Origin of the sequence: Pseudorhizobium marinum (genome assembly GCF_000705355.1) — a bacterium.
Lineage (GTDB): Bacteria > Pseudomonadota > Alphaproteobacteria > Rhizobiales > Rhizobiaceae > Neorhizobium > Neorhizobium pelagicum.
On record NZ_JMQK01000002.1, the window covers coordinates 198,945 to 214,768 of the forward strand.

Below are 15,824 nucleotides of genomic sequence, written 5' to 3' on the forward strand. Positions count from 1 at the left end.
ATCAGGCCCCCTTCGGAGATGCCGCGGCAACCGCAGCCTTGATGTCGTCGGCAGTCGCCTTGGCGCCGATCAGCTGATCGACGATCGCGCCGACCGTTTCTTCGGCGATGGTGCCGACCTGGGCGAAGGCCTGGGTCTTGATCTCGCCGATCCGGGCTTCCGCGGCGGAAAGCTTCTGGGCGAGCTCGACTTCGATGGCCGTGCGATCCGCGGCGGCCTTGGTCTTGGCTGCCTCACGGGCCGTCTCGCCGATGGCACCCGCCTTGGCGCGGGCTTCGGCCAGTTCCTTTTCGTAGGTAGCTACCGCTGCATCGGCTTCCGACTGCAGGCGCGACGCTTCGTCCAGATCCTGAGCGATCCGGTCGTGGCGCTGCTCGAGAATTCCGCCAACGCGGGGAACAAGCAGCTTCTGCATCAGCAGATAAAAGAGACCAAACGTGATGACCAGCCAAAGCAGCTGCGACGGGTAGGTCGAAGCATCAAAGGGCGGGAAAACGCCACCGGCAGCGGCGTCATGGGCGACGCCGGTTTCCGTGTGGACTTCGCCCGCAGGCGCGACGCCGGGCGCTACAAGCGTCTCTGTGGCTTCCGGCGCGGTCTGCGCAAATGCCGAAGTCACGAACATCATCACCTCCAGGTGGATATCAAATGCGAAGGATCACGGCACGCTGTCTTGAGCGGCCGTGATCCAGAACCCGAAGCCGTTATTAGACGGCGAACAGGAGAAGGAGAGCAACGAGCAGCGAGAAGATGCCCAGAGCTTCCGTAACGGCGAAGCCGAATACCAGACGGCCGAACTGGCTGTCAGCGGCAGACGGGTTGCGCAGGGCGCCGGAAAGGTAGTCGCCGAAGATACGGCCGAGGGCGAGAGACGTGCCGGCCATGCCGAGGCAAGCCAGACCTGCGCCGATGTACTTTGCTGCTTCCGCTTCCATGTAAAACTCCTTTAAAATGGTTATTGCGGCTTGTTTTGGCACCGGTTTCCCGGGCCAACGACTGTTTTGGTCAGTGTCCCCCGTGCACGGCGTCGTTCAGGTACATGCATGTCAGTACCGCGAACACATAGGCCTGCAGGAAGGCGACCAGGAACTCCAGACCGGTCATAGCGACGGTCATCAAAAGAGGCAGGATGGCACCGCCGACGCCAAGCGCACCCAGTGCGCCCATCGATGCGACGAAGCCGGAGAAGACCTTCAGCGTGATATGCCCCGCCAGCATGTTGGCGAACAGACGAACCGAAAGGCTGATCGGGCGCGACAGGAACGAGATGATCTCGATCGACGACACAAGCGGCAGAAGCACCTTCGGCACACCGGACGGCGCGAACACGCTGAGGAAGTGAATGCCATGCTTGTAGAAGCCGTAGACGACGACGGTGCCGACCACGAAGACAGACAGCGCGAACGTGACGATGATCTGGCTGGTGACGGTGAAGAAATAGGGGAACATGCCCAGAAGGTTCGCCGTCAGGATGAACATGAACAGCGTGAAGACCATCGGGAAGAACTTCATGCCCGCATTGCCGGCGCCTTCGCGCAGCATGCCTGCAATGAACTCGTAGGACATTTCCGCCACCGACTGCGCACGGCCGGGAATGAGCCCGCGCTGAGACGTCGCGAAGTACAGGAAGCCGGCCGCACTGGCGACCGTTGCGACCATGAACAGCGACGCATTGGTGAAGGAAAAGTCCATTCCGCCGATCTCGATCGGAATGATCTTCTGGATCTGAAACTGATGGGTCGGATCGTTAGCCACCGTCTACCTTCCTTATACCTTCACTTGCATCACCCTGAAAACGACCTTAACGGCAGTCCTCACGGCTTTCGCACCTTGTCGCGTTTGTCGCCCATCTCGAGCGGCATCGCCACCATTCCGACAGCGCGCATAACATTCAACACGCCAGCACAAAAGCCCAGGAGGAGAAGAACAATCAATCCCCAGGGCCCTGTACCCGCAAATCGGTCGAGAAGATAGCCGAGCATTGCCCCCACCGCGATTGCGGCGATGAATTCCGAAGAGATTTTCAGACCGAGTGCCATCCCGCGACGGCTTTCCCCGCTCTGTGCGTCCCTCTTCGCTTCACTCGCCTCTTGCGCGTCCACTTCCGCCAGTTTGGCGGCCAGACGGCGGCGGCGCTGCTCCAGACCATCGTCCCGGTCATCCGTCATTTGCGATCTCCCTTGCCCGTCTCGCGGCATCAACGGCCTTGGGACCTTGCGATCCGTCCGAAACATGCTGACAGCGAGGGATTTCGCGCCTTCCGGCCCGTTTTCAAGTCGGGCGCAACATAGTTTTGCGTGCCCGCATAGTCAAGGCATACGAAAGCACCACGCGAAGAGTAAAAATATATTTTAAATCAGTTGGTTACCTAGACCGTCCACCACTTTTGCGAAACTTGCGAGGGAATCGCTGCGACGAATGGTGCAGGATCAGCTCCAGCCGCCGCCGTAGGTGCGGTAGAAGACGTGCAGTCCGATCCGGCCAACCTTCTTCATCGACCTGGCCCAGCCGGGACGGACATAGACTGCATGGTAATGCGTCGAGGAGCCGACCTCCTTCAGCCAGATCTTGCCAGCCGTCACCGCCATGGCGACCTCGCGCGCGATCTTCCAGTGCTGCTCGGAGCGAATGCGGTCGCGGATGTTGTCGCAGGCAAAGGAGAACTGGCAGCGATTGCGCCAGTCCTTGTTCTGATAGACGACGCCGCAGATGGTGTCCGGATAGGCCGGGTTGCGGACGCGGTTGAGAATCACCTGGCCGACAGCCGCCTGCCCGCGCGCCGATTCCCCACGGGCCTCGAAATAGATGCCGGACGCGAGGCATTGCTGCTCCCGCGCGGAAAAGACCTCCGGTGGCAGCGGGGTCGCGGCCCAGGCATGATCGTCCGTGGCGATCGGCGGGATGAAGCGGCCCTGCTCGGGCGTCTTGAGGATTGCATCGAAGGGCGACTGCCGGGCGAAGTCCGGCTCCGCCGGCGCATAGGCCGTCGCGAGCACGTCCGCCTGGTCGTTGGTGACCAGGCCGGCGATCAGGGAGGAGACACCGGGAGCCGGTTTCTCGTCCTTGCGGAAATAGAATGCGGCCAGTTCGATCGGTTTTGCCTCGGCGCCCGATCTTGCAAAGGAGGCGAGTTCCTCCTTCTTCTCCAGCGGCAGTGTCAGGGCGCTGGTGCGCTGGAGGACGGAACCTGCAGAGAAGGCCTTCGGCGGCTGCATCGGCTCGACCACGACGACGCGGCCCTTCTTCGCTTTGCGATTGACGCGATCCTCATCGGGCGTCGTCTCGCCCACCGCCGAACCACCGGCGAAGGCGACCTTGCGACCGTCGGCAAGCGTCACGCCGGCGTCGGCGGGCAAGACGCGTTCCATGTCGGGAAAGGCCAGTTCGGAGGAGTGAAGCGACCCTGCCGGCGACTGGGTCATGACAACGCGCCACCTGTGGCTGGAATCGAGACCGGACAGGAGATCGGAAAGATCCCCATGCGCCGCAGGCGAAGGAAAGCCCAGCCAGCAGGCAAGGCCGAAGACGGCCGGGGCAGCCCACGCATCGGCGCGAAGCTTGCGACTCAGTACGCTAATCGAACGCAAAACCGGTAACTCCACGGGACACAGATGCAACCCGGGAAGAATCAATCATTAACCTTGATGCGGCGTTAACGCGGACGCGGCGAAACCGCGGCTCTGCGGCAAAATTAGCAGGATCACATAAACGTTAGACGATCCCGCGGGTTCGGACCGCGATCAACCGGTCGCCAGGACCAGCAGTCGGCGCAAGCCGACGCATCGTTGCATGCGGCTGCCGCTCCGTCAGAGCCAGCCCTTCCATCGGAAGAAGAAGAAGGGGATGACTGCGGAAAGCAGCATGGCGAGCAGCGCCAGGGGGTAGCCCAGCGACCAGTCCAGCTCCGGCATGAAATGGAAATTCATGCCGTAGATCGAGGCCACCAGAGTCGGCGGGAGGAAGACGACGGAGGCAATCGAGAAGATCTTGATGATGGCGTTCTGTTCGACGTTGATCAATCCAAGCGAGGCGTCGAGCAGGAAGGAGATATTGCCCGCAATGAAGGCTGCATGCTCCGACAGCGTCTCGACATCGTGGGCGACCGTCCTGCAGAGATCGGCACAGGCCCGATCCTGCTTGAGCGCCGGAAGGTTCCTCAGGAACGTCAGCATGCGCGACAGGGAGCCGAGACTGTCACGGACCTTGGTGACCAACCGGTGCTGATCGGCGATGTCGGCCAGCCTGTTTTCGAGAAACTGAGGCGGGCGCCGTTTGCCGCGGTTTCGAAAGATCTCGCGGGACAGTTCGTCGAGACCGGCAACGGCCGCTTCGAGAACCTCGGCCGTTCGGTCGGCGATCGTCTCCAGCAGGCGCGACAGGACGGCAAGGCCGCTGTCCAGATCGCCGGAACGGCGCCCCAAGGATGTGACGAAGAGATGGAAGGCCTTCGGCTCGGCATAGCGGACCGTCAGCAGCGTGTCGCCGGCGAGGATGAAAGCCACGTCGGTCAAGGCCGGCTCGCCCGACTCGACCCTCCAGACCAGCGAGGAGGTCATGAAGATCGCGTTGCCGACGGTATAGAGACGGCTCGAGGGCTCGATATCCTTCAGCTCGTCGCGTGTCGGCACCTCGATGCCGAGCAGGGCTTCGACGAAGGCATCCTCCGCGGCGGAGGGATCAAGCAGGTCGATCCAGACGAAATCCTGTGCGTCATCTGCCGGGCCCAGGGATGCCGACAACGTCTCAAGAGAACCGTCTGCGCGATAGGCATTGATCAAGCGGTTTCTCCGAAAATGAAGGGCGGCATGCAGCTCCGAACGGAAAGGACGGTTCCGCAGTCTGCCAGCTCCGCCAGACACTCGTCCAGCGGACGCGGCATATAGAGGCGACTGAGGTCACAATCAATCCGGCGCATGGCGGTACCCGCGCAAAGCTACTCGAAGACGATCGCCGGCGCCGGTCGTACCGTCTGTCCCTTCAGCTCCGCCCAGACGTGCGTGGCGATATCCCTGTAGATCCTTGCCGCAGCGCTGTCCGGATCGGCCACCACCACAGGCGTGCCGGCGTCGGAGCGTTCGCGGATATCGATCGTCAGGGGGACCTCGCCCAGGAAAGGCACACCGATGCGCTCCGCTTCGTTGCGGGCGCCGCCATGGCCGAAGATATCGTAGCGGGTGCCGGTATCGGGCGCGAGGAAGTAGCTCATGTTCTCGATGATCCCGAGCAGCGGGACTTCCACCTTGCCGAACATGGAGATCGCCTTGCGGGCATCGATGAGCGCGAGGTCCTGCGGCGTGGACACGATCACGGCGCCGGCGAGCGGCACCTGCTGGGCCATGGTCAGCTGCACGTCGCCGGTGCCGGGCGGCATGTCGACGACGAGAACATCGAGATCGCCCCAGGCGACTTCGCGCAGCATCTGCAGGAGCGCCGACTGGACCATCGGGCCGCGCCAGATCATCGCGGTCTCCTCGTCCACGAGAAAGCCCATGGACATGGCCTTCAGGCCGTAGTTCTCCATCGGCACGATGATGCGGTTCTCGATCTGCTGCGGGCGACCCGAGATCTTCAGGAGGCGCGGGATCGACGGGCCGTAGATGTCCGCGTCCAGAATGCCGACCCGCAGGCCGTTTGCCTGCAGCGCCAGAGCCAGATTGACGGCCGTCGTCGATTTGCCGACCCCGCCCTTGCCGGAGGCGACTGCAATGATCGCCTCGACGCCCGGAACGCCTTGCTTGCCGGGCCGGGCCGGTTCTGGATGCGGGTGGGAATGCGCATGGGCTTTCGGCTGCGGCTGTGCCGGCCTTTGCGGCTGTGGCCGGGGCGTCTGCGGTCCGGCACCCGCCTTCCGATCGGCCGTCAGGGTCACCAGCGCGCCCTTGACGCCCGGCATCGCCTTCACCGTGCGTTCGGCTGCGACGCGCATCGGCTCAAGCTCGTTTGCCCGCTCCGCAGGTACGGTGATGGAGAAATAGACCTTGTTGTCGGAGATGAACACGTCGGAGATCATGCCAAGCGAGACGAGATCGCCCTCAAGATCCGGCCCACGCACGTTGGCAAGCGTTTCAAGGACCTGTTCCTTCGTCACGTCAGGCATAGCGCACTCCTGTCAATCCGACCCACGACTGCGTCGCGGCTTCCGAGACCTTATAGGAGGTGCGTGCTTGCTGCTGCAACCGGAATGAAGCCGCCGCCCGACCGGCAGCCACAGGCGCTCAGCATCGGACGGCGGCTTTTCTTGTCGGCGCCTCTGCGGACGCTTGTCAGTCCCCTCTGGACCTGAGGGATATCATGCATGAAGTATGCCAAGTCCGAAGCCAATGGATTTGCCCGGTTTCATCCGAGCTGGACAGCCGATCCTGACCTATCGGCGAAGTCGTCGGCTAGAAATTAGGCAGCCTGTGCGCCTGCTGAAAGCATATACAGGACTGCTACTTGATGAGGCCGGTGCGAAGAGCCTTCGCCACCGCCTGCGTGCGGTTGACGGTATCGAGCTTCTTTGCTGCGCGATTGAGGTAGTGATTGACGGTATGCTCGGACAGCCCGAGGATCTCGGCGATTTCCGCACTGGTCTTGCCGGCCGCCGTCCAGTTCAGGCAATCGACCTCCCGATCGGACAGGGTGTCCGCGGCCCGCATCGTCAGGCTGCGAATCTGTCCCAGCGCCTCGTAGACATGGATGAAGAGGTAGCTCAGCTCCATCATCTGCTGGATGTCGAAGACCGTTCGGTCTCCGATGAGGGCAATGGATCCCCTCAGTCCGGTCCCATCGTGAACCGGGAAATGCGCGCCTTTCGACAGGCCGTATCGCCCGAACATCTCCTCGGAGGCGCTGCTGCCCCGCTCCTTGCTGACGGTCGACATATCAAGAGCGAAGGGGACTGCCGATTCGCGCAGACGCTTGAGGACCGGGCTGGAGGCCAACAGGCTCTCCCGGTCGAAGGCAGCGATCAGTTCCGCGGGCAAATTGGTGATGACCGTGTTCGACGACAGCGTCAGAGAGGTCAGAGGCGGCAGGTTCACCACCATGAAAACCTTCGCGCCGTATTCCTCCGTCAGCCGCCGCATGAAACGAAAGACGTCGAACTGTGTCTTCAGTCCGACAATCTCCTGGAGCTTGGCATCCATCGAATCGGTCCGAGCACATTTTTCCATTTGCGGCATAGGCCCAAATTCTCGCTTTTCCGTTCAGGACCCTGTCTGGGAAAAGGGCACCCCGACTGGAAGTAAAAATCGATTTGGCAGCGTTGCATGCAGATGGCGGCCGCGAGCATAGCCACCCGAACACGTTGAACTGCAAAGACAATGCAGAGGTATGCCGAAAGTATTCCGATGGCAATTCCTAATCCTGACATACCATCGGTTTATCCAGCCTCGCTCCATGTTCCCGCTGGAAGGAGCCAGCTCGGGCTTGCCCTCCGTCAACGTGGCATCCAAATTGCGCCACGGGTAATCAGAGGAGCAACCGCATGTCAGCTACACCTTTCGCCGGCCACGTTCTTTCGTCCACAGTCTGCGAACTGGGCGAGGGCCCGAGCTATGAAGTGGAGACCGACACGCTGTGGTGGTTCGACATTCTCGGCCGGACACTCCATGAACTGCACCTGGCTTCCCGGGAGCAGCAGGCCCATCCGCTTCCCGTCATGGCAAGCGTGGTGGCGCGGATCGATGACGAGAAACAGTTGCTGGCAACAGAAAGCGGTCTCTTCATCCGCAATCGCGTGGACGGCACCCTCTCCCTCTACTGCGAACTGGAGCCCGGCCGGCGCTCCAACCGGTCGAACGACGGCAGAATCCACCCGAGCGGCAGCCTCTGGATCGGCACCATGGGCAAGGGCGCAGAAGACGGCGCAGGGGCAATCTATCATGTGGCCCAGGGGCAGGTCACGAAGCTGTTCGGCGACATCTCGATACCCAATTCGATCTGCTTCTCGGCAGACGGGAGAAATGGTCACTTCGTCGACACCCGGGTGAACCGGCTCATGCGCGTAGCGCTCGATCCCGCGACAGGATTGCCGACCGGCCCTGCGTCTGTGCTGATCGACACCGGTAATCGTCCGGGCGGAATGGATGGCTCCGTATGCGACACGAACGGCAACATCTGGAACGCGAGGTGGGGCGAAGGTCAGCTTGACTGCTACAGCGCCGATGGCGTCCACCTCTCGGCCCACGCGCTGCCGGCAAAGAGGACCACCTGCCCCGCCTTCTTCGGCCCAGATCTCGATACGCTGGCAATTACCTCCGCATGGGAGGGCCTGAGCGCGGCCGATCGAGAAGAAGACCAGCAGGCAGGGCAGCTCTTTGGCCTTGCGGTGGAAGCTCGGGGAATTGCAGAGGCTGCATTCCGCCTCTGACCGGGCACCGTGGAGGTGGTCGAGGCCCCCCGTTTTCACGGCTCCCTTGACCACTCCGTGCATTGTACAGCCGCGCATGTGATGCCGGAAATCGGGAACCAACACCTAGCCTGACCATTGTATCGCCGGAGCGGCAGCGACATCACAGACGCTGCTCCGGTAACGAGAAAAGGTAGGTTAGACATGAATAAGACATTCAGCACACTGGCGGCTGCAGCCGTTCTGATGGCCTCTACCGCGATCGCTCCGGCACTGGCCCAGACCACCAATCCAGCGACCCCGGCTTCCCCGGCCGCTCCAGCAGACCCGGCGATGGGTGGCAATGCCGCCGCTCCGGCAGCGGGCACCACGGGCAGCGCCGCCGCTCCGGCTACCTCCGACACGTCCACCGACATGGCGGCAGGTCCCGGTTCCTATCTGACGGAACAGTCTGAAACGCAGATCAGCGCCAATGATTACATCGGCAAGCCTGTCTATAATTCCGCGGACGAGAGCATTGGTGACGTCAACGATCTCATCCTGGAAACAGAGGGCGGCATCGTCGCTGCCGTCATCGGCGTCGGCGGTTTCCTCGGCATCGGCGAAAAGGACGTCGCCGTCCCCATGGACCTGATCACGATGTCGCGTGACACCGAGACCAACGACGTTCGCCTGACCACTACCGAAACTGCCGAATCGCTTGAGGCAGCTCCGGAATTCATGACGCTGGACGACCAACAGGCGGCAGCAGATTCCGCAGCGACCGACGCCAGCACGACCTCGGCAACCGGCACCGCGCCCATGCCGGACACCAACGCCACTACCCCGCCGACGACCCAGCCCAACAACTGAGTCTGGAGCGAGGGACGCGTTGAGGCATGATGATGAGGCGGCGCTGCGGCGCCGCCTTGTTCATGTCCTGACATTCAAAAGATCTGAAAAACCGCAGCAGTCTTCTAGCTGCGTGGCGTGCCGTAGTGTTGCTGCAGGTAACGCTGGGTCGCGGCCGCGTCTACCGGCTTGCCGTAATAGTAGCCCTGCCCCATTTCGCAGCCGAGCGCTGTCAGCTTTTCCGCATCGGCGACACTCTCGATGCCTTCGGCAACGACTTCCAGGTCAAGGCCCGCGCACATCGCCACGATTGCCTTGACGATATGCTCCGACGCGCGGTCGGTGGTGATCTGTGAGACGAAGGCGCGGTCGATCTTGACCTTGTCGAAGGTGAAGTCACGCAGGCGGCCAAGGCTCGACTGGCCGGTTCCGAAGTCATCGAGCGAGATCCTCACGCCATGCGCCTGGAGGTCGGCAATGATGCGGTGGGCCGTATCGGCAGACGTCATCACGGCGGTCTCGGTAATTTCGAGTTCCAGACGCCGCGGATCGAGGCCGACCTGCGCGAGTGTCGCCAGGATGCTCTGGCTGGTTCCCGGGTCCATCAACTGGGCCGAGGACAGGTTGAACGACAGGAACAGATCATGCGGCCAGTACAACGCGGCCTCAGCCGCCTTGCGCAGCAGGGTCTCCGACAGGGCATCGATGAACCCGCGCTCTTCCGCGAGCGGCACGAAGATGGACGGCGAAACAAAGCCGAGATCCGGATCGATCCAGCGTGCGAGTGCTTCGAACCCGAGGACCGCACCGTCCTGCAGTCGGACGATCGGCTGGAAATGCGCATCGACGGCATCGGCGATCACGGCGGTTCTCAACGCCTGTTCGAGTTGCGTCGACCGCTTCATCTCCTGCGCGATTTCCTGCGAGAAAACGGTGATCTGTCCCCGGCCGCGTCGTTTCGAACGGTAGAGTGCCGTTTCTGCGCTCTTCAGCAGATCCTCGAATTCCTCGCCGGCGAAGGGGTAGATGGCAAAGCCGAAGGACGCCGAGAGGCGCACGTTGCGGTCGCCCAGGTCATAGGGCGCCGACAGGACGTCCTTCATCATCTGGCCGATACGCTCGGCGCCCAGGCGCTCGAAGACCAGCGGCAGGATGAAGGCGAATTCATCGCCGTCGTGACGGGTCACGGTCGCACCGTCCGGTATGCAGGCCTTCAGACGATGGGCGACCTGGCAGAGAATCTCGTCGCCCGCCTCGGCACCGAAGAGGTCGTTGATCGGCTTGAACCCGTCGAGATTGGCGATGCAGATGGTGAAGGGTGCGGGATCCTGAGCGCGCTCGGCGGAGAGCAGCCGCACCTTGTCCCTCAGGCGATAGCGGTTGCCAAGGCCTGTGAGAGGGTCGCTATATGCCATTGCCTGCAGTTCATTCTGACTGACCTGTGGCAACAGATTGCCCGCCGACGCCATGGGAAATCCGATACTCTGTACACTTTCGTCCCGATAATGGTGGAAAAAGATTAATAAATCCTCTTGCCTCGACGCGCTTAAATCGAGCGTGTTCAGGCGCTTAGGGCGATATGGTCAGGCATGTAGAGAGCGAACACCGCTTCCAGCATCTCGGGGCTCAAGGGTTTCAGAATGACGTCGTTCATGCCTGAAGCGAAGCAGTCGTCCCGGTCCCGGTCGAAGGGATGAGGCAGCACCCCGATGATCGGCGTCGGCGATGGACCAATGTCCCCGGCTTCCAGGTCGCGGATACGACGGGCTGCCTCGAACCCGTTGATCCCCGGAAGCGTGATGTCCATCAATACCAGGCGCGGCGAGAGATCCCGCCAAAGAGCGACCGCCTCCTCGCCGTCCTTCGCGATCTTGAAGCGATAGCCGAAGCCTTCGAGTATCCGGGAAAACACGATCTGGTTTACCGCATTGTCCTCCGCCACCAGGACATCGACCAGGCTTTCGGCTCCAGATGCGACCTCCTGCGTTTCGCCACCGACAGGGGTGGCCGGACACCGGCTGAAGATGTCGGCGACATGTGCATGCAGACCGCCTATGAGCTGATCGTGCTCCGCAACGATCGCGGGAACAGCAAAGCGCGCAGCCACCGGGGCGCAGGACCCCGACAGGTCGGAATCGAGAAGCACCAGATCGACCGCAACGCTTGCTTGACCTGCTGCGACAAGAAATTTTTCCATCTCGTGGGCGTCGCGCACGGCGGCAGCGTCGGCACCAAGTTCAGCCAGAGCCTCCACGGCCGCCGCCGACAGTGCCTGAGACGCTGTCGCGATGAGAACCCTGCGACCGGCGATGTCCTGTATCGCAAGTTTATAGTCCACAGCCGATTGCCGAACCTCGGCTTCACCGGTCGTGGCCTGACCCGTGTGGCTTTGAAGGGCGGATGTCTCTTCGATTGCGGTGACAATGTAATAGCGACCCGGCTTGCCGATGCGGAACTGCCGCACGACAGCGTCCATCTCCGTGCCGGCGGCGGTGGAAAGGCGCTCCGGGACGGTCACCACAATGCCGTTTCTGGCGATCTGGTGTCCTATGCCTTCCAGGCGACGGGCGACTTCAGGGGCGAAGATTTGTCTTGGGGTTCGTCCCAGAATTTGATCGACCGGCATCCCGACGAAGCGCCCGAACGCCTGGTTGGCGCTGACGTAGATCAGGTCCTGGTTCTTGAGGCAGACGGCAGACGGCAGCTGGTCAATGACCTCTTCCAGAACCTGTATCCGCTCGGCAGCCGCTTGCAGCTGATCCTCGCGTTTCTTCTGCTCGGTGATGTCCTGGATCACGCAGACGCCGTAGCCGTTGGAAAGGCGTCGCTTCTGGTAGCGAACCCAGCGGTCGCCACGTTTCTCGACGAGTTCCGATCGTTCCTTCCAGAGCGATGCGATCTTGTTGGCGATCCAGTCGTCGCGGCCCATCGGCTGGCTCTGCCGACCGTCGCCGGGAAACTCCCGACCGCCCGCATAATAGAGCGCGTCGAGCAGGTCACGCAGGCGGGTGCCGACGGCGAGAAAGGCTTCCGGAACAGGCACAAGCGTCGGGTCCGAGGCATTCGCGTAGACAAGTTCGTCATTGCGGTCATACAGCAGCACGGTTGCCGAGACCGCCTCCGCCACCGTCTCCAGCAGCATGCCGGGGACATTTGCCTCCGCCCACGCCGTAACATTCGTTTCTTGCTCTTCCCGTATCACAGAACAGTTCTCGATATTGGGCACCTCGCTGCCGGTTGTTAAACGAGCGTCGGCGTCCTTCTTAGCGGGTGGGTCGGGCATGCTGGGATCGGCGCGGCTGCCCCTCGTCGCGACCACAATCCCAGCTGATTGCGATCAGAAGCATCCGGGGGAGCTGGAACTCCCCGTTCGCCAGAACCCTATGGAGATTGTCTTAAGAGCGACTTAATCTGAACCGCGAGGTCTTCCCATTCAGGGACGAATCCGGGAAGATCGCAGGATGCCCGTCAAGCTCCTTTCAGAGACCCTCATCAACCAGATCGCCGCCGGCGAAGTCATCGAGCGCCCCGCCAGCGCGGCCAAGGAATTGGTCGAGAACGCCATCGACGCGGGAGCGACTCGAATCGAGATCGCAACCGCCGGCGGTGGCAAAAGCCTGCTGCGGATTACCGACAACGGCTGCGGCATGGATGCCCGGGACCTGGAGCTCGCCGTCCGGCGACACTGTACCTCCAAGATCACCGAGAGCCTCGACGATATTCGCACGCTCGGCTTCCGGGGCGAGGCGCTGCCGTCCATCGGCTCCGTCGCCAAAGTGACCATCACCAGCCGGAGGAGCGGCGATTCGCAGGGTTCGCAGGTCTCGGTCATCGGCGGAACCACCTCCCCCGTTCGCCCGGCTGCCGCCAACCAGGGGACCGTCGTGGAGGTGCGCGACATCTTCTTCGCGACGCCGGCGCGCCTGAAATTCCTGAAGTCGGAGCGGGCGGAAGCCGGAGCGATCACCGAGATGGTGAAGCGCATGGCGATCGCCTTCCCGGCCATCCGCTTCGTGCTTTCCGGCCCGGACCGCTCGACGCTCGAGCTGCCGTCGACGGGGGAGGATGCGCTGGCCCGGATTGCCCAGATCCTCGGGCGCGATTTCAAGGACAATGCGATCGAGATCGACGCGAGGCGCGACGAAGTGTCGCTGACCGGCTTTGCCGGCGTACCCACCTTCAACCGCGGCAACTCCGCCCATCAGTATGCCTTCGTCAACGGACGGCCCGTCCAGGACAAGCTGATCCTGTCGGCCATCCGCGGCGCCTATGCCGAGACCGTGCCGTCGGGCCGCTATCCCGTCGCCGTTCTCTCCATCGACCTCGACCCGGCCTTCGTCGACGTCAACGTTCATCCGGCCAAGGCGGATGTCCGCTTCCGCGATCCTGGGCTCGTGCGCGGCCTGATCGTCGGCGCCATCCGTGAGGCGCTTGCCCGCGAAGGCAGCCGTGCCGCAACCACCAGCGGAAGCGGTCTCGCCAGTGCCTTCCGTGCAGGCTATCCGGCTGCAGCCGCAGCGCATCCCTGGTCTGCCGAGACCTCGCCTTCGCGCCCGCTGTGGCAGTCCGGCGGCCTGTCCGAGGCGCCGCAGGCGCATTTCGGGACCATGACGATGCCATCGGCCCGCACGGAGCCGGCGGCCGAGGCCATCAGCATGTCACCCATGCAGGACGGCGGGCCACACCACCGGCTGGGGGCTGCGAGGGCGCAACTGCACGAGAACTACATCGTGGCGCAGACGGACGACGGGCTCGTCATCGTCGACCAGCATGCGGCGCACGAACGGCTGGTGTTCGAGGCGATGCGCAAGGCGCTCGACGCCGGACGGCTGCCCTCGCAATCCTTGCTCATCCCGGAGATCATCGACCTGCCGGAAGAGGACTGCGACCGGCTGATGGCACATGCGACCGAGCTCGACCGCTTCGGCCTTGCCATCGAGCGCTTCGGGCCCGGCGCCATTGCCGTTCGCGAAACGCCGGCCATGCTGGGCGAGATCGATGCGGTGGGGCTGATCCGCGATCTGGCTGACGAAGTCGCGGAATGGAGCACCGCAGGGGGCTTAAGGGCAAAGCTCGAACATGTCGCTGCCACCATGGCCTGCCATGGCTCGGTGCGATCCGGGCGGCGCCTGCGTCCGGAGGAGATGAACGCGCTGCTTCGGCAGATGGAGACAACACCGGGTTCCGGACAGTGCAATCACGGCCGGCCGACCTATATCGAACTCAAGCTGACCGACATCGAGCGGCTGTTCGGTCGGAGTTGACCCGCGATCGCAAGCCGGCAAGAGGCTGGTGCTGGCGCGGCACCCGCTGTAAAGCGAAGCGCATTATTTTCGGCAGGAGACGAAAGATGAACCGGTTCGAGGGAAGCGGCAGCCGTGAAGCCAAGATCCGTTATCTCGATGGCGACTACCAGTTGCAGACGTCGGGATCGCATGTGATCTGCGCCGTGACCGGCGTGCAGATCCCGCTCGACGAACTGCGCTACTGGAGCGTGGCGCGGCAGGAGGCCTATGTGGATGCCGCCGCATCGATGGAGGCCGACAAGCGGGCGGGCACGCTGCCGAACCAGCGCCGGGCCTGAGGCCTGCTGCCCTACAGGTTCTCCCGACCGTCCCGCAGCCGTCTCTGGCGGTAGGCGGCGACAGCCTGATCGATAAGTGTGGCGGGGGCGTGAGGATCGTCAAACGCCATGTCGACCTCCACCACCTTGAGCTTCTGCAGAAGCGCATCTGCGGGACCATGGCCGCCGAGCAGCCGCACCGCATCCTTGGCGGTGGTTACCGGCAGGAGGCCCTGACGCCCGGCATCGGCAGCCAGATCGGCAATCTCGTCGTCGCTGAAATAGTGATGATCGGGGAACGATCGCTTGACGGCGATGGTCGCGCCGAGAGCCTCCAAGGTCCTGTAGAACTTCCCCGGATCGGCAATGCCTGCGAAAGCCAGTACCCGCGTTCCCGCCAGGTCCGGCGTCGGACGCGGCACGAGTGATGCAACGTAGACAGGCTTTCCCGCCCGGGCGGCCTGGCGGACGAGAAGATCGGCCGCATCGCCATCGCCGACCTTGAGGATGGCGGAGAGCTGGCGCATCTGCTCGTCGATCGGCGCTCGTACCGGTCCGCCCGGCACCAGATGGCCGTTGCCGATGCCGCGGACGCTGTCGATGACGATCAGCGCGACGTCGAGCTCGATGCGCGCGCTCTGGAAGCCATCGTCCATGATGATCAGGTCGACGCCTTCGCTGATCAGCCTCTGGGCACCTTCGAAGCGGCGCCGGGAGATGACCGTCATGGCTTCGCGCGCCAGCAAGAGGGCCTCGTCACCCACGGCCCCCGCCCGGTGATGATGGGAATCCACGATCGTCGTGACATCGAGCGAGCCGCCGTAGCCGCGGCTGAGGAAGCCGGGCGTGAAGCCGCGTTCCTTTGCGACCCGCGCCAGCGCGATTGCCGTCGGCGTCTTTCCCGCCCCGCCGACCGTGAAGTTGCCGACACAGATGACCGGCGCCGGCACACTGACCCGCTTGCCCTTCGCCAGTGTTCGACCGGAGACCTTGCCATAAAGATAGGAGGCAGGCGCAAGGGCCCAGGCACGCCAATCGGCTTTCGTCCACCAGAACGGCGGTGCTTCCGACACCATGGATTGGGTCCCCCGGAAATTA

The 15,824-nt window shown here is 63.0% G+C and carries 15 protein-coding genes; 4 read left to right on the plus strand and 11 right to left on the minus strand.

The window, feature by feature from the left end; genetic code table 11:
• Position 1: 1 nt before the first annotated feature.
• The 8 genes from EO99_RS0103120 to EO99_RS0103155 all read right to left on the minus strand — a co-directional run bounded on the left by EO99_RS0103120 (position 2) and on the right by EO99_RS0103155 (position 7,127).
• A complete protein-coding gene (locus tag EO99_RS0103120; RefSeq protein ID WP_029617190.1) occupies positions 2–625 on the minus strand; it encodes a F0F1 ATP synthase subunit B in 624 nt (207 codons plus the stop codon).
• An 82-nt stretch (positions 626–707) separates the two neighbouring features.
• Complete coding sequence (locus tag EO99_RS0103125; protein ID WP_003494147.1) at positions 708–935, minus strand: F0F1 ATP synthase subunit C; 228 nt, start codon at positions 933–935, stop codon at positions 708–710.
• 70 nt (positions 936–1,005) lie between these two features.
• A complete protein-coding gene (locus EO99_RS0103130) occupies positions 1,006–1,755 on the minus strand; it encodes a F0F1 ATP synthase subunit A (RefSeq protein WP_029617191.1) in 750 nt (249 codons plus the stop codon).
• Between the two features lie 59 nt (positions 1,756–1,814).
• A complete protein-coding gene (locus tag EO99_RS0103135) occupies positions 1,815–2,168 on the minus strand; it encodes an AtpZ/AtpI family protein (protein ID WP_029617192.1) in 354 nt (117 codons plus the stop codon).
• A 261-nt stretch (positions 2,169–2,429) separates the two neighbouring features.
• Complete coding sequence (locus tag EO99_RS0103140) at positions 2,430–3,587, minus strand: cell wall hydrolase (RefSeq protein ID WP_029617193.1); 1,158 nt, start codon at positions 3,585–3,587, stop codon at positions 2,430–2,432.
• Between the two features lie 219 nt (positions 3,588–3,806).
• Positions 3,807–4,778 carry a magnesium transporter CorA family protein gene (locus EO99_RS0103145; RefSeq protein ID WP_029617194.1) on the minus strand — a complete coding sequence of 324 codons (972 nt, stop codon included), beginning with the start codon at positions 4,776–4,778 and terminating at the stop codon, positions 3,807–3,809.
• 155 nt (positions 4,779–4,933) lie between these two features.
• Entirely contained in the window at positions 4,934–6,097 is a 1,164-nt protein-coding gene (gene apbC, locus EO99_RS0103150; RefSeq protein WP_029617195.1) for an iron-sulfur cluster carrier protein ApbC, read from the minus strand.
• 334 nt (positions 6,098–6,431) lie between these two features.
• Complete coding sequence (locus EO99_RS0103155) at positions 6,432–7,127, minus strand: helix-turn-helix transcriptional regulator (RefSeq protein ID WP_404820850.1); 696 nt, start codon at positions 7,125–7,127, stop codon at positions 6,432–6,434.
• A gap of 341 nt (positions 7,128–7,468) precedes the next feature.
• Between EO99_RS0103155 and EO99_RS0103160 the strand changes: the two genes are divergently transcribed.
• Both EO99_RS0103160 and EO99_RS0103165 read left to right on the plus strand, forming a co-directional pair.
• Complete coding sequence (locus tag EO99_RS0103160; RefSeq protein WP_029617197.1) at positions 7,469–8,353, plus strand: SMP-30/gluconolactonase/LRE family protein; 885 nt, start codon at positions 7,469–7,471, stop codon at positions 8,351–8,353.
• 183 nt (positions 8,354–8,536) lie between these two features.
• A complete protein-coding gene (locus EO99_RS0103165; protein WP_037110937.1) occupies positions 8,537–9,184 on the plus strand; it encodes a PRC-barrel domain-containing protein in 648 nt (215 codons plus the stop codon).
• A gap of 104 nt (positions 9,185–9,288) precedes the next feature.
• Here EO99_RS0103165 and EO99_RS0103170 read toward each other — a convergent pair whose 3' ends face one another.
• Both EO99_RS0103170 and EO99_RS0103175 read right to left on the minus strand, forming a co-directional pair.
• Positions 9,289–10,632: a putative bifunctional diguanylate cyclase/phosphodiesterase gene (locus tag EO99_RS0103170; protein ID WP_029617199.1), complete on the minus strand. Its 1,344-nt coding sequence runs from the start codon at positions 10,630–10,632 to the stop codon at positions 9,289–9,291.
• Between the two features lie 92 nt (positions 10,633–10,724).
• Positions 10,725–12,305 carry a response regulator gene (locus EO99_RS0103175; RefSeq protein ID WP_029617200.1) on the minus strand — a complete coding sequence of 527 codons (1,581 nt, stop codon included), beginning with the start codon at positions 12,303–12,305 and terminating at the stop codon, positions 10,725–10,727.
• 319 nt (positions 12,306–12,624) lie between these two features.
• Between EO99_RS0103175 and mutL the strand changes: the two genes are divergently transcribed.
• Together mutL and EO99_RS0103185 are read left to right on the plus strand one after the other, a co-directional pair.
• A complete protein-coding gene (gene mutL / locus EO99_RS0103180) occupies positions 12,625–14,427 on the plus strand; it encodes a DNA mismatch repair endonuclease MutL (protein WP_029617201.1) in 1,803 nt (600 codons plus the stop codon).
• A gap of 86 nt (positions 14,428–14,513) precedes the next feature.
• Positions 14,514–14,747: a DUF2093 domain-containing protein gene (locus tag EO99_RS0103185; protein ID WP_029617202.1), complete on the plus strand. Its 234-nt coding sequence runs from the start codon at positions 14,514–14,516 to the stop codon at positions 14,745–14,747.
• A gap of 11 nt (positions 14,748–14,758) precedes the next feature.
• Here the strand turns inward: EO99_RS0103185 and lpxK are convergent, their stop codons facing one another.
• Positions 14,759–15,802 carry a tetraacyldisaccharide 4'-kinase gene (gene lpxK, locus EO99_RS0103190; RefSeq protein ID WP_029617203.1) on the minus strand — a complete coding sequence of 348 codons (1,044 nt, stop codon included), beginning with the start codon at positions 15,800–15,802 and terminating at the stop codon, positions 14,759–14,761.
• Positions 15,803–15,824: the final 22 nt, after the last annotated feature.

Bases quoted from the DNA above. Each gene is read 5' to 3' on its own strand.
- EO99_RS0103120 (WP_029617190.1), bottom strand. From the start codon at position 625: ATGTTCGTGACTTCGGCATTTGCGCAGACCGCGCCGGAAGCCACAGAG.
- EO99_RS0103125 (WP_003494147.1), bottom strand. From the start codon at position 935: ATGGAAGCGGAAGCAGCAAAGTACATCGGCGCAGGTCTGGCTTGCCTC.
- EO99_RS0103135 (WP_029617192.1), bottom strand. From the start codon at position 2,168: ATGACGGATGACCGGGACGATGGTCTGGAGCAGCGCCGCCGCCGTCTG.
- apbC (WP_029617195.1), bottom strand. From the start codon at position 6,097: ATGCCTGACGTGACGAAGGAACAGGTCCTTGAAACGCTTGCCAACGTG.
- EO99_RS0103155 (WP_404820850.1), bottom strand. From the start codon at position 7,127: ATGGATGCCAAGCTCCAGGAGATTGTCGGACTGAAGACACAGTTCGAC.
- EO99_RS0103160 (WP_029617197.1), top strand. From the start codon at position 7,469: ATGTCAGCTACACCTTTCGCCGGCCACGTTCTTTCGTCCACAGTCTGC.
- EO99_RS0103165 (WP_037110937.1), top strand. From the start codon at position 8,537: ATGAATAAGACATTCAGCACACTGGCGGCTGCAGCCGTTCTGATGGCC.
- EO99_RS0103170 (WP_029617199.1), bottom strand. From the start codon at position 10,632: ATGGCGTCGGCGGGCAATCTGTTGCCACAGGTCAGTCAGAATGAACTG.
- EO99_RS0103175 (WP_029617200.1), bottom strand. From the start codon at position 12,305: ATGCTGCTGGAGACGGTGGCGGAGGCGGTCTCGGCAACCGTGCTGCTG.
- mutL (WP_029617201.1), top strand. From the start codon at position 12,625: ATGCCCGTCAAGCTCCTTTCAGAGACCCTCATCAACCAGATCGCCGCC.
- EO99_RS0103185 (WP_029617202.1), top strand. From the start codon at position 14,514: ATGAACCGGTTCGAGGGAAGCGGCAGCCGTGAAGCCAAGATCCGTTAT.
- lpxK (WP_029617203.1), bottom strand. From the start codon at position 15,802: ATGGTGTCGGAAGCACCGCCGTTCTGGTGGACGAAAGCCGATTGGCGT.